Annotated in this window: 15 protein-coding genes and 1 pseudogene; 10 read left to right on the plus strand and 6 right to left on the minus strand. The window is 65.5% G+C overall.

Translation table 11 applies throughout. The features are described 5' to 3' along the window. Nucleotides 1-59: 59 nt before the first annotated feature. Nucleotides 60-3,071, minus strand: coding sequence for a Ti-type conjugative transfer relaxase TraA (gene traA / locus ACVIJ6_RS10130; protein ID WP_456772600.1), 3,012 nt, complete (start codon nt 3,069-3,071; stop codon nt 60-62). A 171-nt stretch (nt 3,072-3,242) separates the two neighbouring features. Here traA and ACVIJ6_RS10135 point away from each other — a divergent pair, with 171 nt between their 5' ends. The 4 genes and pseudogenes from ACVIJ6_RS10135 to ACVIJ6_RS10150 all read left to right on the plus strand — a co-directional run bounded on the left by ACVIJ6_RS10135 (nt 3,243) and on the right by ACVIJ6_RS10150 (nt 7,866). Then, nucleotides 3,243-3,569, plus strand: a complete 327-nt coding sequence (locus ACVIJ6_RS10135) for a conjugal transfer protein TraD (RefSeq protein ID WP_456772601.1) — start codon at nt 3,243-3,245, stop codon at nt 3,567-3,569. A gap of 1 nt (nt 3,570) precedes the next feature. Continuing rightward, a pseudogene (locus ACVIJ6_RS10140) lies at nt 3,571-3,778 on the plus strand (conjugal transfer protein TraD); the annotation flags it as partial. A 378-nt stretch (nt 3,779-4,156) separates the two neighbouring features. Further along, the gene (locus ACVIJ6_RS10145) at nt 4,157-5,863 is read left to right on the plus strand and encodes a methyl-accepting chemotaxis protein (protein WP_456772602.1); all 1,707 of its coding nucleotides are present in this window, start codon (nt 4,157-4,159) and stop codon (nt 5,861-5,863) included. A gap of 602 nt (nt 5,864-6,465) precedes the next feature. Then, nucleotides 6,466-7,866 carry a GSCFA domain-containing protein gene (locus ACVIJ6_RS10150; protein ID WP_456772603.1) on the plus strand — a complete coding sequence of 467 codons (1,401 nt, stop codon included), beginning with the start codon at nt 6,466-6,468 and terminating at the stop codon, nt 7,864-7,866. Between the two features lie 33 nt (nt 7,867-7,899). Here ACVIJ6_RS10150 and ACVIJ6_RS10155 read toward each other — a convergent pair whose 3' ends face one another. Next, nucleotides 7,900-8,463, minus strand: coding sequence for a hypothetical protein (locus ACVIJ6_RS10155; protein WP_456776953.1), 564 nt, complete (start codon nt 8,461-8,463; stop codon nt 7,900-7,902). Between the two features lie 436 nt (nt 8,464-8,899). Here ACVIJ6_RS10155 and ACVIJ6_RS10160 point away from each other — a divergent pair, with 436 nt between their 5' ends. Further along, complete coding sequence (locus ACVIJ6_RS10160; protein ID WP_456772604.1) at nt 8,900-9,322, plus strand: hypothetical protein; 423 nt, start codon at nt 8,900-8,902, stop codon at nt 9,320-9,322. Nucleotides 9,323-9,416: 94 nt separating this feature from the next. Here the strand turns inward: ACVIJ6_RS10160 and ACVIJ6_RS10165 are convergent, their stop codons facing one another. Beyond that, complete coding sequence (locus ACVIJ6_RS10165; protein ID WP_456772605.1) at nt 9,417-10,469, minus strand: polysaccharide deacetylase family protein; 1,053 nt, start codon at nt 10,467-10,469, stop codon at nt 9,417-9,419. Between the two features lie 326 nt (nt 10,470-10,795). On the opposite strand from ACVIJ6_RS10165, the gene ACVIJ6_RS10170 reads away from it, so the two are divergent. Together ACVIJ6_RS10170 and ACVIJ6_RS10175 are read left to right on the plus strand one after the other, a co-directional pair. After that, the gene (locus ACVIJ6_RS10170; RefSeq protein WP_456772606.1) at nt 10,796-11,083 is read left to right on the plus strand and encodes a hypothetical protein; all 288 of its coding nucleotides are present in this window, start codon (nt 10,796-10,798) and stop codon (nt 11,081-11,083) included. A 128-nt stretch (nt 11,084-11,211) separates the two neighbouring features. After that, nucleotides 11,212-11,415: a hypothetical protein gene (locus tag ACVIJ6_RS10175; protein ID WP_456772607.1), complete on the plus strand. Its 204-nt coding sequence runs from the start codon at nt 11,212-11,214 to the stop codon at nt 11,413-11,415. Between the two features lie 110 nt (nt 11,416-11,525). Here the strand turns inward: ACVIJ6_RS10175 and ACVIJ6_RS10180 are convergent, their stop codons facing one another. The 3 genes from ACVIJ6_RS10180 to ACVIJ6_RS10190 all read right to left on the minus strand — a co-directional run bounded on the left by ACVIJ6_RS10180 (nt 11,526) and on the right by ACVIJ6_RS10190 (nt 16,744). Further along, nucleotides 11,526-12,974 (minus strand): cytochrome-c peroxidase, encoded by a 1,449-nt coding sequence (locus ACVIJ6_RS10180; protein WP_456772608.1) that lies wholly within the window; start codon nt 12,972-12,974, stop codon nt 11,526-11,528. Between the two features lie 78 nt (nt 12,975-13,052). Continuing rightward, a complete protein-coding gene (locus ACVIJ6_RS10185; protein ID WP_456772609.1) occupies nt 13,053-14,798 on the minus strand; it encodes a phospholipase C in 1,746 nt (581 codons plus the stop codon). A gap of 263 nt (nt 14,799-15,061) precedes the next feature. Next, a complete protein-coding gene (locus tag ACVIJ6_RS10190) occupies nt 15,062-16,744 on the minus strand; it encodes an MFS transporter (RefSeq protein WP_456772610.1) in 1,683 nt (560 codons plus the stop codon). Nucleotides 16,745-16,921: 177 nt separating this feature from the next. On the opposite strand from ACVIJ6_RS10190, the gene ACVIJ6_RS10195 reads away from it, so the two are divergent. From ACVIJ6_RS10195 to ACVIJ6_RS10205, 3 genes are all read left to right on the plus strand, one after another. Next, nucleotides 16,922-18,286 (plus strand): hydrolase, encoded by a 1,365-nt coding sequence (locus ACVIJ6_RS10195; protein WP_456772611.1) that lies wholly within the window; start codon nt 16,922-16,924, stop codon nt 18,284-18,286. A gap of 228 nt (nt 18,287-18,514) precedes the next feature. Further along, nucleotides 18,515-19,897 carry a cytochrome P450 gene (locus ACVIJ6_RS10200; protein WP_456772612.1) on the plus strand — a complete coding sequence of 461 codons (1,383 nt, stop codon included), beginning with the start codon at nt 18,515-18,517 and terminating at the stop codon, nt 19,895-19,897. Between the two features lie 142 nt (nt 19,898-20,039). Next, nucleotides 20,040-20,507: a tellurite resistance TerB family protein gene (locus ACVIJ6_RS10205; RefSeq protein ID WP_250172525.1), complete on the plus strand. Its 468-nt coding sequence runs from the start codon at nt 20,040-20,042 to the stop codon at nt 20,505-20,507. Nucleotides 20,508-20,527: the final 20 nt, after the last annotated feature.

Genomic DNA, 20,527 nt, shown 5'->3' on the forward strand with positions numbered 1-20,527 from the left:
GAGACGCGATGGGCGAGCGCGCGGAATGTGCGCAACACAACAGGCGGCACAACGCGAAATCAACGTTCGAGGCCTCGGTATTTTCTGAGGCCGATGCCATGGGCAAGAGCTAATTGCTGGCCGAGCCGTTGTCCTGATTCCAATGCGATGCCGAGATCTTTCCTACGGCTCACGAGGATAGACTCCATTTGCGGATCGCGTTCGAGGCTCCTGGCCATATCGCCCATCGCCGAGCGCGCGGCCTTGTAGCCGGACATGTCGCCCGCTTGATACAGGCGCTGACTGGTCTGCTCGAGCTTGTGCCAGCGCTCCACGAAGCGATCAGCCCGGCGGCCCGGGTCGGTGCGCAATTCGGTTTCGAGCTGGAGCGCGCGCACGGTACGGCTGACTTGGCCGCCAGCGGCCTCGCGGGCGAGCTCCGGGTTCTTCTTGTATGCGGCCTCAGCGTCGTGCGAGCCAAAAGTGCGTACCTGCTCGAAGGCCTTGCGGGCGTTCTGCAGCTCTTTGACCTGTTCGGGGCTCGCTCTGCCGCCCGTCTCCTGCGCCGCGAAGATCGCATCCACGGCGCGGGCATGGCGCACGAGCGCACGGGTCCGAATGCGACGCGCTTCCGCTTCCGGATCTCGCGCCACGTTCCTTGCCGGCACTTCGGTTTCACGTCGGTCGGCTGCCGTACCGCTCCTTTCCCTTTCCGGCGACCCCTGCTCGGGCCGTAGTCCGCCATCTCTGTCAGACACCTCCCCAGGAACGCGAAGGCCGTCGAATATGTCGCGCAGCTTGTCCGGGACGATCTTGCGCACGATCTCGGCCACGCGCTCGCGGAAGGCGATGCCACGCCGCTCGGCGTAGTTCTGGATCGGATCGGCACGTTCGTAGTCCGAAGCCATGTCCTTGGCCCGATCGCGCGACAGGGCGCGGACAAGACGGTCCGCATCGGGAAAATCGTCACGGCCGTAATGCAGGTCGACGCCGTCGCGATGTCGCGACAGCGCGACATAGCTGCCGTGGGCATCCATGCCGGGCGTCGCCAGCACATGGACCCGGTCGACCGTCATGCCCTGCGCCTTGTGAATCGTCGCCGCATAGCCGTGGTCGATCCGGTTGTAGTCCTTGAGGTCGAAGCGCACGGCTCGGCCATCGTCGGTCTGCACGGTCATCGATTGAATGCTGACCAACTCAATGGTCCCGAGCGTGCCGTTCTTCACGCCAAGCCCCCGCTCATTCTGCAGGAACATGACGCGATCTCCGCTCGCGAAGCTTCTCGCGCCGCGCTCGACTGTCACACGCACCTCGTCGCCCAGATCGCCCGCGGCCCGCATCCGCCTGCGCGCCGCCTCGTTCACGATGCGGACCTCGTCGTTTGTGTGGGTGAGGATGATCCGGCTCCGATCCGGCGATGCCTGCCGGTCGTGGTCCCAGCGCTCGATCAGATCGCCGCGCGCCTGCTCTCGGGTCTGGGCCTCATGCACCATGCCGCGGGAGCGATAAGCTCCGAGCGCATGGCCCACTTTACCGGTCGCCAGATCGCGCGTGGCGTCGCGCTGCCAGTCCTCGCGTTGACGGCGCACTTCACCGATTTCGGCGCCGCCGTGACGCTCATGAATCGACCGGAATGCCGCGCCCCCCTCGATCGCTTGCAGTTGCTGCGGATCACCGACCAGGACCACCTTGGCGCCAGCCTCGGCAGCATTGGACAGCACGCGCTCAAGCTGGCGCGTGCCGACCATGCCGGCCTCGTCGATGACCAGCACATCGCTCGATTTCAGCAGATCACGGCCTTGCGCCCAGCCATGCTCCAGGCTGGCAATCGTGCGTGACGATATGCCCGATCCGCTTTCGAGGTTTTCCGCGGCAATGCCGGACAGCGCCACGCCCCGGACCTCGAAGCCGGCCGCCTCCCACGCCTCTCGCGCCACCCCCAGCATCGCGCTCTTTCCCGTCCCGGCATGGCCGACCACGACGCCGAGATCGCGCCCGTTTGTGACATGCGCCAGCGCCTCGGCCTGCTCGGATGACAGGACCAGGCCTTGCGCTTCCGCACGTGCCAAAGCGGCCCTGCGGTCCTCGTCGCGCACCTCATGGTGCTCCCTGTCCGCCATCCGTTCAGCAGCGCGGTGCAGCCGCTGTTCTGCCTCGATCATTCCGCGGGTGGTGAACCGATCCTCGCTGCGGGCGTCCTTGCCGAGTTCGACCAGATCAGGCGCCCCCTGCATTGCGCCCATCACCGCGTTGAACTGGTGGAGCCCGTCGCTGTGCCGGTGCGCGAACTTCGCCAGGTCGCGGCGCGTGAAGGTTGATTGCTGCCGGGTGATGGCCTCCAGTCCAAGGGAGGGATCGGCGATGATCCGCGCGCCATTGTTCCGCGCGATCTCGCGGTGCATCTCAGCCCGGTCGGCCTCAATCCCTTCGCCTGCGACGCCCCGAACTTCGATCCTTTTGGCCGGCGCGCCGATCTGGCTTTGCGGCTCGAGCGCAATGCCCTGGGCATCTAGACTGCGATGGTCGATCCGCGCGTCGATGTCGAGATCGGCCAGGCGCTCGTTGGCGAGCTCCGCCCAGCGTTTGCGCCAGCGCTCGACCATCTCGGTGCGGTTCCAGTCTCGCACCTTTTGGCCAAAGCCCTTCTCGCCGACCGCGCGCATCGTTAGCATCACGTGGGCATGGGGCTTGGGCAGTCCGTCCTCACCCCTGTCCCAATGCACATTGAGATCGGCAATCATGCCGAGACCGACGAACTCACCGTGAACGAAGTCCCGGGCCAGCTCGATGCCCTGCGCCTCAGTCATCTCGCGCGGAAGGGCGAATTCGACCTCGCGTGCAAGCTGGGCATCTTTCCGGACTTCGAACGCTTCGACATCATTCCAAAGCCGTTCGCGATCGCTCCAAGCCTCCGGCGCGTTCTCCGGCAGCATCACCTCGGAATGGACGACGCCACGCTTGCCAGAAAAATCCTGATCACGGCCAAGCCGCTCGTCGCGCAGACGCGAGCCCGAACGGTAGGCGGCCGACGCCACCGCACTGCTTCCGGCCTTACGGCCGATGACCTTGACGTGAAGATGATAGATCGCCATCGCGATCAGATCACTGACACACCGAAGCGCACGTTGGAACGACGTATAAGCGCGCCCTCCCTCGAAAAAATCTCGGGAGGGACTACGAAGTCCCAGGCCGTCCTGACGACCTTACAGCCTTACGCCGGTCCCGCAGCTATCATTTCTCCATTAACACCCATGGAGACTGTGATGCGCAAACCACGAGACTTTGATGCGGACCTGAAGGCTCTCGAAGACAAGGCGCGCGGACTGAAAAATCGCAATGTGCGACAGCTCGGCGAGTTGGTGATCGCCACCGGGGCTGACACGCTCAGCGCCGGTGGACTGGCTGGCGCGCTTATCATGCTGGCCGAGACAAAAGAGACCGGAAAGAGGGAGGCTTGGGCCAGGCGCGGCGCCGCCTTTTTTCAAGGACGGCGCGGCGAAATGGGCAAGCAGCTGACCGCAACATGCAAAGCCCTCCTGCGCAACCAAGCGGCAACGCAACCGGGGCCAAACCGCAAGGGCGCGACATGACATGCGCAAATGGCAGGTCGAACGCCGCAAGCGCACGCGGCATCTTATCGAACTCGGTGGGCTCGTCGTCAAAGCCGGCATTGTCGATCTTAACCGGCGACGACCGCGCCACGATCCTCGGGGCTCTGCTTTGGATCGTCGGCAGGGTCAACAGCGATCAGGGCGACCAACCGCTTGCGCTTTGGGCCGCAAGGGGGAAGCAAGCGTGGCTCCGCGGGGAGATCAGCCGCACTTCGGCCGCTGGTCAGCACGAAGGGCACGACCACGGTTCGAAGGACTTCAGTAACCGGGATGATCCATGCCCCTGCGAGGTTTGCATCGAGACTCGAGCATCCGCTTCTGACCCGATTCCGACCTTGACGGTTTGCGTCGCCAACGTCAGCGCATCCCGCGACTGAGTTACCACGAAACCGCTAACTTTCCTCCTCGCCTCCCTGAATGTCACGACCGGAGCAATACGGGCTACAAAATTAATAAAAGTTGCGATGGAACCGCGCAAGCTGCGCGGGTTCCACACCGCCAGTGAGGAGACGCGCAGCGCGCGCTCGGCCTCTATTGCTCGTCGCTGGCATCAGACGAGGTGATCGATGTCGCTGCTGTCCCGCTTTCGCGTGCTCACCAAGATTCTCGCCATCGTGCTGCTGATGGCCGCCGTCGCCGGTACCATCAGCTGGTTTGCGATCGGCGCGCTGCACGTCGTCGCAGACGATGCGAGCAAGATGGCGTTGGCCGCCAACCGGGCCCTGCAAGCCGCGCGCGCCAATCAGAACGTCATCGCATTGAACCGCGCGGAATTCCGCGCCGCGCTCGACCCGCGGGCCGACAATCGCGACGCCGCGCTCAAGGTGATCGATGAGCAGCGAAGGCTGTTCACGGAGCGAATGGAGGAAGTCTCCAAGACCCTCGACAACCAGGCGCGCGCGATGATTCCGGATGTTCGCACCGCCTACGACGACTACATCACGGGCATGGAGGAGACCTTCCGCGTCATTGCAGCCGCCAAGGACGTGCAACTGAGCGAGCAGACTGAGCGCATGCGCGATGCCGCTATGAAGAGCCGCGCCAAAGCCGAAAAGCTCCAGGCCAAGATCAAGGACGTCGCCGACCGGCTGAACACCCGCGTTGAGAACCTCGCGAAAGAAGCAGAGGAGCAGTACGAGTCGACATCGCGCAAGATGATCACCATCGCCGTCGTCGGCATCGCGCTCGGTCTGACGCTCGGCTTCGTCATCGGCCAGTACGGCATTGCGCGGCCGATGCGCGCGCTGGTCGCGGTGCTGCAGCGAATGGCGAAGGGCGAGGATGTCGCGATCACCGGCGACGGACGCGGCGACGAGATCGGTGAGACGGCGCAGGCCGTCAATGGCATCAAAGTGATGCTGGCGGAAAAGGCTCAGCAGGAGGCCGAGACCAAGATTGCGATGGACAAGCTGATGGCCGAGAAGCGCCGCGCCGAGATGCGCCAGATGGCCGACAGCTTCGAGCAGGCGGTCGGGCAGATCGTCGGCACCGTGTCGCACGCCTCGACCGAATTGGAGGCGTCGGCCACGTCTCTGAGTTCGACCGCCGCGCGCTCGCAGACGCTGGCGACCACGGTCGCCGCCGCTTCCGAGGAAGCTTCGACGAACGTGCAGTCGGTGGCTTCGGCGACCGAGGAAATGTCCTCGTCGGTCACCGAGATCAGCCGCCAGGTGCAGGAGTCCGCGCGCATGGCGAGCGATGCCGTCGATCAGGCGCGTCGCACCAACGAGCGCGTCGGCGAACTGTCGAAGGCCGCGACTCGCATCGGCGACGTCGTCGAACTAATCAACACCATCGCCGGCCAGACCAACCTGCTTGCGCTCAACGCAACCATCGAGGCGGCGCGGGCCGGCGAGGCCGGCCGCGGCTTTGCGGTGGTCGCATCCGAGGTCAAGGCTTTGGCCGAGCAAACTGCCAAGGCGACCGGGGAGATCGGCCAGCAGATCGGCAGCATCCAGGCGGCGACGCAGGAGTCTGTCGGCGCCATCAGGGAAATCTCCGGCACCATCGAGAAACTCTCGGAGATCTCGTCGGCGATCGCGGCGGCGGTCGAGGAGCAGGGCGCCGCGACCCAGGAAATCTCCCGCAACATCCAGCAGGCCTCGATCGGCACCCAGCAGGTGTCGTCGAACATTGCCGAGGTGCAGCGTGGCGCGAGCGAGACCGGTACGGCGTCGTCCCAGGTGCTGTCCGCGGCGCAGATGCTGTCCGGCGACAGCAACCGGCTGAAGCTCGAGGTCGATCGCTTCCTCAACACCGTCCGCGCCGCCTAATGGTAGCGCTCGGCCACTGACGACAGCTGCATAAATGTCCGGTCGCGGCCTATCACGGACTTTCCCATCTCAGAGTCGACCAGAAGCAAACAGGTGTTAGCTTGACGAAAGGCGGCTAGGCGCACGAGCGTGATCCTCTCCGGCGTTCGCGATCGTTCGCCCAAGGCCGCGAGACATGTTGGCCTTTCCGTTGGCCTTCGTCTAGAATCGCGCAAAAATTCGTGATTTGCTTCAACAGGATGCGCCCATAGTGAGACGCCCTCTTGCGCACCAGCTTCCCGCTCCCCCTCTCGGCCCGCCGCCGGTTAAGAATTGCTTAACCCAAATCGCGCCATCGTCCTGCGCGAGCCGCGGGCCGGGTTTCCCGCACTGGCAGCAGGTGGTGATTCGGCGCGTCCCGACGCGTTCGAGTCTCGCGAATGTCGGTTGCGCTCGGTGTGCGCCAACGGCTGAGCCGGTGGCGATGAGTATCCAGAGGTCACGGTCGCGACGCCCGCGCGCGTGACGATTCGGTCACACGACACACGGCAATGCGCGGCCGGGGCCGGCGCAGGGCGGGATCGACCGCCGACACGCAACGAGAGACAAAGGCGATCCTCGACATGAGCACTGCCCTCGACAATCATACCCAGTTCCAATCCATCGTCGGCCAGATCCGGACGCTCGCCTACAAATATATCGAGGACAAGGACTTCGTCAGCGCGCAGCTCGCGTTCCAGAAGCTGCTTGAGCTCGACCCCAAGGACATCAATGCCCGCTTCATCTATGCGCAGCTGATCGACGACGGCTCGCACAAGAAGCGCGCTGAGGCGCGCGACATGATGCTCGCGATCCTCGACGAGCATCCGGAGATCTTCAACGATCCGAGCGAAGGCAATCTGCACCTGATCCGCAGCGCCGCGGTGCGCTGCAGCCATGTCGGACCGTTCACGCGCTCGATGGAGCTGTTCCGCAAGCTCGCGCGCGCCTCCAACCAGGCCGCCGATTACTTCTCGCTCAGCGAGATCCTGACCCAGGGCAACGAGTTCGAGGAGGCGGTGGCCGCGCTCGAAAAGGCCATTCAGCTCAATCCGGCCTACGACAACCCGATCAACCGCGAGACGCTGGAGCTCGCGCGTTCGAACGCCAAGAAGGGCAAGGCCAAGGACGTCAAGGCCCGCGCCAAGGTCGGACGTTATCCGGAAACCAAGGATTTCCTCGGCGATCTGCAGACGCTGATCACCAGCCACATTGCGGTGAACCTGGCGGCCGCGCCCAAATTCCTCGACAAGAGCACGCGCTTCTTCACCATGGGCTCGTGCTTCGCGCGCAATCTGTCCAAGAGCCTCAACGACAGCGGCTATTCCAGTCACCACATGGAGATCTCGGAATATATCAACACGACATTCGCCAACCGCGTGTTCGTCGACTGGCTGCGCGACGCCAAGATTGATCCGGAGATCCAGGAGCGCATCGTCGAGCTGCTGCCGCCGGGGTCGAGCAAGGAGAACACGCTCGCGGTCATCAAACAGGCCGACGTCTTCATCCTGACGCTCGGCGTTGCCGCCGCGTTCTTCGACCGCGAGACCGGCGCCTTCGTGCTGCCCCGCCCCACCGCGCTGAACTCCCGCGCGCTGGCCGAGAAGTACAAGTTCCGCACCGCCAGCGTGCAGGAAAATGTCGACAACGTGCTCTATCTGATCGACTTCATCCGCAGCATCCGGCCGGGCATCAAGGTCATCGTCACGGTGTCCCCCGTGCCGCTGCTGACCTCGTTCGAATATGAATCTGTGGTGCAGGCCGACTGCCTGTCGAAGAGCACGATGCGGCTGGTGGCGCACGAGGTCGTCAACAATTCGAACCTCCAGGACATCTGGTACTGGCCGTCCTTCGAGGTGTTCCGCTGGGGCGGCTCCAACGCCTCGAGCTTCTTCGCCGCCGATGACGGCGCTGCCTGGCATGTCTCGGAGGACAAGGTGGCGGCGACGGTGCGCGCCTTCGTACAGACCTTCTCGCCGGCCTGACCTCGTGCGGGACGGCGGCGCGGAGCGGCGGCTTCAGGGCAGCCGCTTCCGCCACAACCGGATGATCACGATGCCGGCCTGGGCATAGCCCGGCGGCGAGCTCTCGGGGCCGAACGGGGTCCTCGAATACAGCGAACTGGAGATCAGGAAGCCGCCGACATAGGGCTCGGGCAATCCGGACAACGCCAGGAAACAGCGGTGCGTGAGCAGCCCTTCCTCGGGCTGATTGCCGCGCACCAGCCGGCAATCGCCGACGCCGTTGAAGGCAATTCCGTTCAGCTGACCTTCGGTATAGGTGCCGAGCAATGTCGGATCCATCGCCTGGCCGATACACACCCGCAACTCGCCGATGCTCTTCTCACCGGTGTCGGTCATGCGCCCATCCGACGGCCGGACCGTCACCGCGTGGATCGTGAGCTGATCCTCCAGCGCTGGCGCAAACCCCGTCTTTGTCGGCGCACAGAAGTCCGACGGCACCACGCGACCATGGCGCACGGTCCGAGCGACAAAGATCTCCTCCACGTCGTTTTCACCGGACTGCGCCCAGACCCGCCCGGTCGCCGGGAGTAGCGCGGCGACCGCCAGCGAAAGTGCCATCACGAAGCGGCGCATGCGCCCACCCTTCCCCCGAATCGACAGGTTTCACTATCGGATTCGGAGAAGTTTCTGAATCGCACCAACGAATAGTACATGTGCATACAATCATACCTCAACCGTGGGTCGTCCGGAGGCTCGTGAACAGCTCCGGGTGACGGTAACAAGGTAGCCAGCAAAGCGAGCAGAATTGCAGCACGGCCGCTCCGCGGGCCGCTGCAATCGATGCCATTTGTCGTGTGTGTGCCTGCTCGCCGCCGGAGCACCTCGTCCCTGCAGGGAAGTCGCGGCGGCTGCGAAAAGGTTCTCAGAAAGAACGATCCGCTGCGCCTAACCGCGTGCCCTTGCCGGGCCTGGTCATCACCGCGCGTGACTGCCCTCACATCGCAGGACGCGGCAGCGGCCTATTGCTTTGCCATCAACGAGGGGAGCTTTGACGATGACCAAGATGATGCTGATCGGCGCCATGGTGCTGGCATCCGCCACGACCGCCCAGGCCGGCGGGACGCGCAGCCTGTCACTGTCACCGGGCGACACCGCCGCACCTGCGCCGCGCCCGGCCTATGTCCAGCAGGCCGGCGAGGTCACGATCACACCGGCGCCGGCTGTCGCCGCCGGCCAGCCAGCGACACAGCCCGTACAACCGGCCCCGGCAGCTGCAGCACCTGTCTCCAATTCAACGCCGGCCACGCAGCCCGCGGCCGCCGCGGCACCGACGCCAGATCCGACCGGCTCGGTGCAGAACTCATCGCGGCGCTCGACGTCTGCAGCAAGATCAGCACGGGCCGGCAAGCCGCGCGGCAAGAGCTGGACCGAAGCGCGGATCATTCGCGAGCTGCATCGCCACGGCATCTATTGGTGAGCGCAAGACTGCAGGCGGCCACGAAGCCAACGACGCGCAACGAAAAGGCCGGGCGAACGCCCGGCCTTGGCACGTCAGCTTTGTCCCAGCGGCATCACTGCGAGACGGTCTGGATCACGCTCGAGATCGGCCGCGCATTGGTCATCGTGGTCGGCAGCTTCGGGTCCTGGCCGACCATCGCGTCATATTCCGGCAGCGTGTCCAGCGTGCCCTTCGCCTTCATCGCGACCACCTTGTAGCCGCCGGCCTTGAGACGCCGCAGCAAAGTCGGCAGCGCGAGCGCGGTGTTTTTCTGGAAGTCGTGCATCAGGATGATGCCCTTGCCCTTCTTGTCGAGCCCGGTCATCACCGTATTCACGACCTGGTCGGGATCCTTGGAGCGGAAGTCGAAACTGTCGACGTCACAGGAGAACATCGCGACGTTGCGGCTGCCGAGATAGGCGACGGCCGACGGCCGGTGCTGCAGTTGCGGGAAGCGGAAGAATGGCGCCGGGTTGGTGCCGAGCGCAAATTTCACCGCGCTGAACCCCTTCTCCAGCTCTTCCTTGGCCGCCTCGTCGGTCATCTTCTTGCCGTTCAGATTGGCGTGCGACCAGGTATGCACCCCGACGGTGTGGCCGGCCGCCAGCACCTGGCGCAGGATCTCCGGGTGATAGGTCGCGTGCTTGCCGATCGAGAAGAAGATTCCGGTGGTGCATTCGTCGGCGAGCGCCTTCAGAACGGCCGGGGTGTTCACGGGCCACGGGCCATCGTCGAAGGTCAGCACCACCTCACGGTCGGCGAGAAAGTCGAACTGCTTGAAATGGTCGAGACCGAAGCCGGGGCCGCCGGTGGTGTCGACCACGACCGTGCGCGAGATGCCGAGCGCGTCCGGATTGGCGCAGGTCGACTTCGGCAACGCCAGCGCGGAGGATGCTGCGGCGGTCTTGGACGGCAGGGTCCCGGTGATCTCGATATCGTCCTTGGGCGCGTCCTTGCTGGCCTTGGCGGGGACGCGGGCGGGCGGCGGCGCGGACTCAGACGGCTTCGCCGCTGCGCTCTGCGCGGCGGCGTTGGCGGGGTTCGGCTTCGACAGCCAATACCACACACCGGTGATCGCCAACGCCGCGACGACGGTGGCCAACAGCAAGCCTAACGCATTACGCATGGTTACTTTTCCCGAAAACGCGAGATACGCGAGGGACGGATACGACGGTATTCGTCCCATTCCATTAGCTTCCATTAATGCCAACGAATCCTTAACGGGGTGCCAACGCCGCCGGGACGGTCGCGGTTTTCCCGCGCCCTCCGCGCCGCATCAGGACTTCACCGGAGCGACACGTCGTCGCGGCGATTGCTCTGCTCGACGCGCGGACCGGGGTTGATGGGCCTGATCTGGCGTGACCCGCGTCACGGTTGCTAGAGAGCGATCGGGCCATGATGGACGCATCGAACACGGGGCTCGCAATCACGCCGAGCCAATGGGAGCCAGCCATGACGAAGTCCTTCAATCTCCTGCGCACGACCGTTCTGACCGCCGTCGGCGTCGCCGCCATCTCGGCCGTCACGTCCAGCACGAGCTTCGCCTTCAGCGCCGAGGCGCAGCAGATGTGCACCGGAGATGCGTTCCGCCTCTGCAGCAGCGAGATCCCGAACATTCCGGCGGTCACCGCTTGCATGATCAAGAACCGGTCGTCGCTGAGCTCCGGCTGCCGCGCCGTACTCGACAAGGAGGTCGCCAAGCGCAGCGGCAAAATCGCCGAGGTCAGCGACGCGAATTGAACGCCCGCTTGCGGCTCCAGCCTGCGCGCCATGGCTGCGACCGCAACGCTTGCGACGGCCGGTTGTGACCACTAAAAGCGCCGCCAAGCTTCAATGCCGGGAGAGAGGCGTCTGTCATGCGAATAATAATGGTTGTCATTCTGCTCATGCTGGCGGTGTCGGCAGGGTCAGCCCAGCAGCAGGCCAACCAGGACGCCTGCGCGCGCGACGTGTCGCGGCACTGCCGCGCGGTGATGAACAATGGCGATCAGGCCGTCCTGGCCTGTCTCAAGGAGCATCGCGCCAAGCTGTCGAAGGCCTGCGACAAGGTGCTGACCGAACACGGGCAATAAAAGTCGCAGCTACCTGGTTGGCCGCGCTGAGGTGCGCCGAAATTAACATGGCCCGCTGACGCTGCGTGCTCCGGGGCCCCCCCGAAGCTGGCGCACCGTGTGGCGTCGGCTCACTTGGCGGCGTCGGCAGAATTCCGCGGCTCGTCCTGCCCGGGGCGATAGCCGTCCGTCAGCGTCTGCAGAAAAGCGATCACGTCGGCGATCTCGGCATCGTCGAGCGCAGGCGCGTCGCCCTGCTTGCGGTCGAACGGCGCATCGGCGACATCGACGTTCGGCTTATACTTTGAAGGAAGATCGTTGTAGCGATCGATCTCTCCGGTCGCCAGCTTCGGGTACCATTTGCCCGGATTGGTCTCACGCTCGACATAGAAGTGCATGACCTCGTCGAGCGAATGAAACACGCCATTGTGGAAGAATACTTTGCGCGTCGCCACGTTGCGCAGGCTCGGCGTCTTGAACAGGCCGCAATACGGACCCGCAGCGGCAAAGTCCGTACGGAAGGGACCGCACAGGCCGAGATCATAGTAATGAGGGTCGCTGTTGGCCGGAATATCCATGTTGCGTGGCGCGCCGAGCGCCTCGAATTCGTAGTCGGTGAATGCCGGCGGCAGCCGGCCATCGGCCGATGGCTTGCTGGGGTGGCACGACGCACAATTGCCCTTGTTTGGATCTTCGAACAGCTTCAGGCCACGCGTCTCGGCCTCGCTCAGCTTTGCCTTTCCGGCAAGAAATGCATCGTATTTGCTGTCATAGGGATGGAAGCTGCGCTCCTCCAGCTGATAGCGGGCAAGCGCAAACAGCGCTTCGTCGAGCGCCAGGCCGGGCGTGCTGAAGATCATCGGGCCGAACAGCTGCCTCATGTCATCAGCATAGGGCGCGCGCTCAAGCCGTGCGAGCAGCTCGGCGACGTCATGATTGTTCATCTCGTTCGGGTCGAGCAAGGGCCCCAGTGCCTGCGACTGGAAGCTGTCGGCGCGGCCATCCCAATCGAGGCCGCCACGCGGAACCTTGGCGTCCGCAGCTGCGGCGGCTGCCTTGGCAACGGCGGCAACCTTGATATCGTCGGCAGGCGCTACGATCGCCTGCGGCTTCTCGTCATCGTCGGGAATGTCGGGATCGGGGCCGATCCGGAACAACAGCGTGCGCTCGTGATAGGTGAGCGACGGCACCGCCCGGGCGCCGGCCCTGGTCCCGTCGGGGCCGCCGCGTTGGACCGCGAGCGCATTCGCGGGCGCGTAGGCATGTGACGGATCATGGCAGGACGCGCAGGCGAGCTTGCCTGACGCGGACAGCGAAGGATCGAAGAACATCTGGCGGCCTAACCGCGCCAGCATCGACAGGTCGGGAACGCCGCTGCGCGTGGCCGACGCATCGCCCGGCAGAACTGCCGTCCCTTCGGAGGTGGCCGTGCCCTCGGGCGCGGCGGCCGGAGCTTGATGCAGCGTGCCGTCACAAAGAAGCACCGCTGACGGAAGCAGCAGCGCCGCGATCATGGCAAGTGCCTTGGGCAGGCCGGCGACCGGACGCACGGCCGTTGTGAGTTCGTGGGAACGCATCATGCGAAGGATCGGAGAGGACGAAACGATAGCATGTCCGGAGCAAGCGGGGACGGCTCACGCCGTCCCCGCTCAGAGCGGTTACTGCACGAGCCCGGTGATGGGGTCGAGCTTCAGCCGCTTGTAAGGCAGCTGGTTGAAGTCGAACATGCCGAGCAGCGAGCCGGCGTAGGCGTCATAGGAGCCCTGGCCGATCCGTTCCCCGTCCAGCCAATTGTCCTCGATGAAGCGGAGGATGGAGGACTGGTCGGTCAGCTCATGATCGACGAAGTTGTGTTTCGCCCAAGGCGAGATCACCAGCAGCGGCAGGCGCGGACCATAGCCGCAGCGGCCGTTGACCGGCTTGCCGTTGATGCCCGGCAGCGGCGTCTGGAACCCGGGCGTGTGCTCATGCTCGTCACCGAATGCGACGGGAAGCGCCGGAAACCGGCCCTGAAGCGGCTTGCATTGCCCGGTAGCTTCAAGCGCGTCCACGCTGCTGTTGAACGAGGGGTTGATCACGTGATGGGCGTGGTCGTACCAGCCGTCGGAATCGTCATAGGCAACGACGACGGCGGTGCTCTCCCAGAATTCGCTGTCCTGCAGCGCGTTCACGACGCTGACGACGAACACCTGCTCGTCGAGCGGGTTGGAGTTGCCGGGGTGGCCGTTCTGGAATTTGGGCGCCTTGAGATAGGTCACCGACGGCAGGTGGCCGGCCTTGAGCGCATCGAAGAAATCATGCGTGTCATATTGGTGGTTGGCGCCAGTATCCTGCGAGGTGCCGTACAGCTTGGGCTGCACGCTCGGCCGGGTGTGGGCGGAATTGCGCGTCGACGGATAATATTGGAATGGCGCGTGATGCGGCACGTAGTCCTTCTGCAGGGCAACGCCGGCATCGATCAGCGTCTTGGATGCCGTTGCGCGCGCGCAGCCTGTCCCCGAGCCCGTCGTCGTGGCTGGTGAATAGGGATAGTTGGTGTTGCCGCCATTGGTGAGCGTCAGGTCGAAGCCACCCTGGAACCAGCCCCAGGAAATGCCCTTGGCATTCAGCAGATCGCCGATGTTCTTGCCTTGCATCTCGACCGTGTCGGTGCCCGAGCATTTGTCCAGATGGGGATCGGGATCCCCCATCACCGTCAGGCCGCCCTGACCGTCATCGGCGACACCATCATTGTCTGCGCCACTCTTCACGCCGCTGACGTAGTGGACGGCGCCATTGGTCTGACCTGCGACCAGATTGAGCGCCCCCACCGTCGAAGGACCGAACTGGGAGCTGTAGGAATTGTCATTGAGCGCGAAGTGCTGGGCGTAGTTCCACAACGCCGTCACCGTGTTGCCGTCGAAATAGCCCATCACCAGCGCGGTGGTGCTGAACGTGCCGGAGCCGAACCGGCCGGCCCGGCCGGTGTTCGCTGGGAACAGGTCCATCTTGCCGTTATCGAAGGCTTTCTGCTCGGGCGTGTAGTCGTGATTCTGCGAGGCCGTGACCGCCTGCGCGCGGTCGATCCGGAAGGGGTTGGACGCACCGTCGCCATTGGCGGTGTTGGTCTTGTTCGGATTGTTGTTGATCAGCTCCCAATCCAGGCCATTGACGTGGGGGGTGTAGGGCAGCGGATGAAAGCCGGGCTCACCATAAGGATTCGTCGCGAGCGGATAGGTGCCGAAATAATGGTCGAATGATTCGTTTTCTCCGAAGATGACCACGAGATGCTTGATCGGAGTCCTGGTGCGAACTTCGCCGGCGTGGCCGGGAAACGGCGGCTTGAAGATTTCGGCGGCGCCGGGCGCGATCGTCATGACGGAGACAAGAAAGCAAGTCGACAGCTTGCCCAACGATCCTCGCATCGGAATTCCTCAGAGAACATCCGCCACGGCAGGAGCACACCTTGTGCAGTGCTGACGGTCCCCGACGCGATTACCGGCGGCCTGCTACGTCGCGATGATGACGACACGACAGTAATATGACACGAAGGCGCGGTGAAACGTCGCGCCGCACATGCGCTGCAACGAAGAGCAGAAGCATCCAGCTGGGCAGCCGAGGATATTCCCCGGCCTGCTACCTGGTGCCGCGGTCGGTCCCGGAGCCAGGATCTCGACCGTGATGGCGGCTACGGGCCGCTGCGCGACGCAGTGGCAACAGCCGGCGCCTGTTCCGCGGTCCGATCGACATCATCCTTGGGCCGCACCGAGCCGAACGGCCGCTCCAGCATGCGGCGGATCCGAACCGGATCCGGGCCGATGTGGAAGCCAATCGCACGCTGATGCAGCTCGCGCTCGGCCCGCGTCGCGCGGTTGCGCTGGCGCAGATAATCGATCCAGGTTGGGCAATGATAGCGCTCGGTCCAGAGTTCGGGATCGGCGATGTCGCGCGCGATCGACCAGCCATAGGCGCCGTTGCGCTGCCGGCTGAGCTGCACGTCCTGCATCAAATCGTGGAACGCGCGCGCATCGTCCTCGGCGACGCGATACTCGATTTCGACCACCAGCGGACCTGAGCGCGGCGTCAGCTCGAGCTGCACCTCCGGATCCGCCAGGGTCTCGCCATCCTCATTCCGAGCGCCGATCGGCGGCATCCGCAGCCACAGGCCGAGCAGCGGCGAGACCATCATCAGCGCGCCCGAGACCAGCAGCGCGACCTCGACGCCGGCGGCGTCGGTCAGGTGCCCCCAGCCCCAGCTGCCGATCGCGATCCCGCCGGAGATCGCGGCCTGAAACGCCGCCAGCGCCCGGCCTGCCACCCAGCGCGGCGCCGACAGCTGCACGCCGATGTTGAACAGCGCCACCGCGAGCATCCACACCGCGCCGGCGACCACCAGCGCCGCCGCGGTCAGCACCGGCTCTCCGCTGAGGCCCACGGCCGCCGTCGCCGCGCCGAGGGTCAGCGCGCAGGTGCGGATGGCCGCCTCGCCCGACAGCCGTTTCCTGATCTCGCCGATGTTGAGCGCGCCGACCACGGCGCCCATCCCGAACGCGCCGAGCATGATGCCGTAGGTCTGCGCGCCGCCATGCAGCAGGTCGCGCGCGACCAGCGGCATCAGCGCCGAGATCGAGCCGCCGATGATGCCGGTGACCAGGGTGCGGATCAGCACGATCCGGATCGACGGCGAATGGATGATGTAGCGAACGCCCGAGACGATGGCGCGGTTGAGCGGCTCGCGCGGCAACCGGCTCGGCTCGACCACGCGCCGCCACAGGAGCAGCGCCGCAAGCAGCGGCAGATACAGCAGCGCGTTGGCGGCGAAGGCCGCGACCGCGCCGGCGGCGGCGACGACGACGCCGCCGATCGCCGGACCAAAGCTGCGCGCGATGTTGTAGCTGATGCCGTTGAGCGCGACCGCCGCCGGCAGCGTCTCCGGCGGCACCTGCTCGCTGACCGAGGATTGCCAGGCCGGCCCCATCAGCGCCATGCCGCTGCCGATCACGAAACACAGCGCCAGCAGGCGCTCCGGCGTCACCAGGCCGAGCCACGCCAGCGCCGTCAGGGTGGCGGCGCCGCCGAGCGCTACGAGCAGCGAGACCAGCGCCACGATGCGCCGGTCATACATGTCGGCGATGGCGCCGGCCGGCATCGAGATGAACATCACCGGCAGCATCAGCGCCGTCTGCACCAGCGCCACCTTGTCGGCCGACGACGTCATCTGCGTCATCGCCCAGGCCGCGCCGACCGCCTGGATCAAAAGTCCGAGATTGGACAGCAGGCTCGCCAGCCAGATGCGGCGGAACACCATGTGGCGCAGCGGCGCGGCAATGCCTTCTGCCGCGAACAGCTCACGTTTCTGCGGCGGATTCATGCAGGTCCGTCCACGTCGCCCACCCGTTCTGAATGATGTCGCATTGAACTATCGCTTGATTCCGACCGGACCGATGTGATGCCTGCGAATGTCCGCCGCTGTCCAGTGCCGCCATATGGCGCATCATGGATCACGGCCAACGAACACAAAATGAACGAGACGACGGGGAGATCGCCGATGAAATTGACGCGCCGCACCATTCTCAAGAGCATGGGAACCCTGCCCCTGCTCACCGGCGGTCTGGCCTTACCGGCGTGGGGGCAGGCCGTGCCTACAGGGGGCGACATGCCGCCGGTGTTGTTCGTCCATGGCAATGGCGACCATGCAGCGCTCTGGATGACGACGCTGTGGCGCATGGAATCCAACGGCGTACAGCGCACGCGCCTCGCCGCGCTCAATTTCACCGATCCGCTCGCGCGGAACGATGATGCGGTGGCGCAGCCCAACCGCTCGTCGACGGACGACCAACGCCGCGAGCTGGCCGAGGCGGTCAAGGCGCTGAAGGAACGGACCGGCGCCGCGCGGGTGGCACTGGTCGGCAGCTCGCGCGGCGGCAACGCCATTCGCAACCTCGTGAGGAATGGCGGCGGCGCCGATGTCAGCCATGCGGTGCTGTGCGGTACGCCCAATCACGGCGTGTTCGATTGGGAGGACAGTCCGAACAGCGAGTTCAACGGCCGCGGACCGTTCCTGCGCGGCCTCAATGCGGCCGACAGCGAGGTCACCGCGGGCACGGCCTTCATGACCCTGCGCAGCGACGGGCTCGACAAATACGCCCAGCCCGATGGCCGCCTGCTCGGCAAGCCCGGAGTTCCCACCGGGATCACCGCCGAAGGCCCGGCGCTGATGGGCGCGACCAACCTCGTGATCGGCGCGCTGGACCATCGCGAGGTGGCGTTTCATCCGCGCGCGTTCCGCGAGATCTACAAATTCATCGCCGGCCGTGAGCCGGCGCTGATTGCCATCCAGCCCGAGCGAGAGGTGCGAATCAGCGGCCTCGTCACGGGAACGCCGGGCGGCGCACCGACGAACCGTCCCGTGGCCGGCGCGAGCGTGGAGGTCTATCGCATCGCCGCCGAGACCGGGGCGCGTAACGGTGAGCCTGTCTATCGCGGCCAGACCGGCGCGGACGGGCGCTGGGGCCCAGCGGAAATCGATTCGACCTCCTATATCGAGATCGTACTGACCTCGCCGGGCGCGCCGATCACCCATTTCTACCGCTCGCCGTTCCCGCGCTCGTCCGACGTCGTGCATTTGCGCGCGGCGCGGCCGCTGGGGCAGTCCGATGCCGGAGCGGGCGCGATCGTCATCATGGTGAGGCCGCGGGGCTATTTCGGCCTGCCGCGCGACATCGTGCTGCTCGACGGCAAGGAACCTGCCGACATACAGAAGGGAGTACCGACCGACGCCGCCACGACATTGCGGCTGCCCGCGGGCGACGTCGGGCGCAGCGTCATCGGACTGTTCAACGAGGAACGCATCGCCGCCCGGCTTTGGCCAGCTTCGGAGAGCAGGATTGCGGTTATCGAGCTGACTAATTAGTTACCGGAGTCAAATGATACACGAACGCTCTGGAGGGCGCGTCGACGCGCCCTCTTCCTCGCTTCGCAAGCGCCTCGGCACGGATCTGTTTCGCAGGATCTCTCGCCGTCGACTTGAGGGTCTGCCGCTTGAGGGTCTGCCGCAGTTCGCCGCGGTCGCCTGCACAGGCCGTGGCGATGATGTTGCCGATCGATCCTTTGCCGCGTCGCCGGCGCCGTGAGGCCGCCCATGAGTACCGCCGAGATCCATTATTTGCCGCAGGCCCGAGCACCGCTCATTCCTCCGATGCCGCCGCGTGCGCCCGACAGCATGGGCGCGTTCCGTCGCGTGCTGCTGATGGGCGAGAACGCGATCGCGACCTGGAGCCAGCGCGCCTATGAGGACGAGATCGTCCGCGGCCGGTTCTTCGGCAGCTCGAGCTACATTCTCAACACACCCGACACGATCAAGCATGTGCTGGTCGACAATTGGGAGAACTATGTTCGCACCGACGGTGCCATCCGCGTGCTGCGACCGGTGCTCGGCGAAGGCCTGCTCATCGCCGAGGGCAGGGCCTGGAAGCACCAGCGCCGCACCCTGGCGCCGGCGTTCACGCCGCGCGCCGTGGCGGGGCTGATTCCGCACATGATCGCGGTGACCGACGACACCGTGACGCGGCTGAAGCAGCAATGCGACGCGCCGGTCGACCTGCGCGAGATCATGCAGCGCATGACGCTCGACATCGCCGGGCGCACGATGTTCTCGTTCGAGATGGGCCGCCACGGCGCGACCTTGCGCGACTTCGTGTTCGAATATGGCGCGCGGCTGGCCAGCCCGCATCTGCTCGACATCGTGCTGCCGCTGTCCTGGCCGACGCCGCGCGACATCGCCCGCCGTCGCTTCCGCAAGCGCTGGACCGCGTTCGTCACCCTGCTGATGGCGGAGCGCCGGGCCGCCGGCAAGCTGGACGACGCGCCGCCGCGCGACCTGTTCGACCTGATGGGCGCGGCCCGCGATCCGGAGACCGGTGCCGCCTTCACCGATGCGCAGCTCGCCGACGAGGTCGCGACCATGATCCTCGCCGGCCACGAGACCACTGCAACGGCGTTGTTCTGGGCGCTGTATCTGATCGCGCTCGATCCAGCCAGCCAGAGCAAGCTGGCGCAGGAGGTTGGCGCGGCCGCCGATCTCGGCGATCCGGATCGATTGCCGTTCACCCGCGCCGTGATCGACGAAACGCTCAGGCTGTATCCGCCGGCCTTCCTGATTGCGCGGGCCGCCAGCGGGCCGGACCGGATCGCGGCCTTTCCGGTCAAGCGCGGCGACGTGGTGCTGATCTCGCCCTGGCTGCTGCATCGGCACGAAAAGCTCTGGCGCGCGCCCAACGCGTTCATGCCCGAGCGATTCCTGCCGGGCGCCGCGCCGCCCGAGCGCTTCGCCTATCTGCCGTTCGGCGCCGGAGCGCGGGTCTGTATCGGCGCCCATTTTGCGCTGGTCGAAGCCGTGCTGGCGTTGGCGCGCCTGGTCGGCGCGTTCAAGATCGAGCTCATCGACCAGGCCCCGGTGATGCCGGTCGGGGTGGTGACGACGCAGCCGGACCGGTCGCCGCTGTTCAGGATCACGCCGCGCTGAGCAACCCTGGCGCTTGCCAGCCGTTCGCTTACCGAAATGTCATGCGGTCCGGACAGTCCGGCGCATTGCCGGAGCCGCTTTTGATTCGCATATTGAACATGTGGGCTCGGGGGTAGCCGGGACAACAGCCGCGAAGGACGTCATGCTGGAAGGACTGCGCCAATTCATCGCCGACGTCGTTTCGCCGCAGCAGACGCCGGCCTTTGACGACAACGGCTATCAGCTTGCCGCGACCGCGCTGCTGATCCATGTCATCTCGCTGGACGGCGAGCCGAGCGAGGCCGAGCGGCGCAAGCTGCACACCCTGATCGAGCTGCGTTTCGGGCTCGACCCCGGCAGCGCCGATCGCCTGATTGCCCAGGCCATGCTGGCCGAGGGCGATGCGGTCGACCTCTATCGTTTCACCAGCGTGATCATGCGCGAGGTCGATGAAGCCGGCCGGCTGCGCATTGTCGAGATGATGTGGGAGCTGGTCTATGCGGACGGCAAGGTCACCGAATTCGAGGACAATGTCGTCTGGCGTGCCTCGGAGCTGCTCGGCATTTCGACCCGCGACCGTGTCGACCTGAAGCACCGCGTTGCCGCGCGCCGGCCGGCCAATCCGGCCTGAGGCCCGCTTTGGAGCTCGAA

This window comes from Bradyrhizobium sp. USDA 4369, assembly GCF_054056435.1.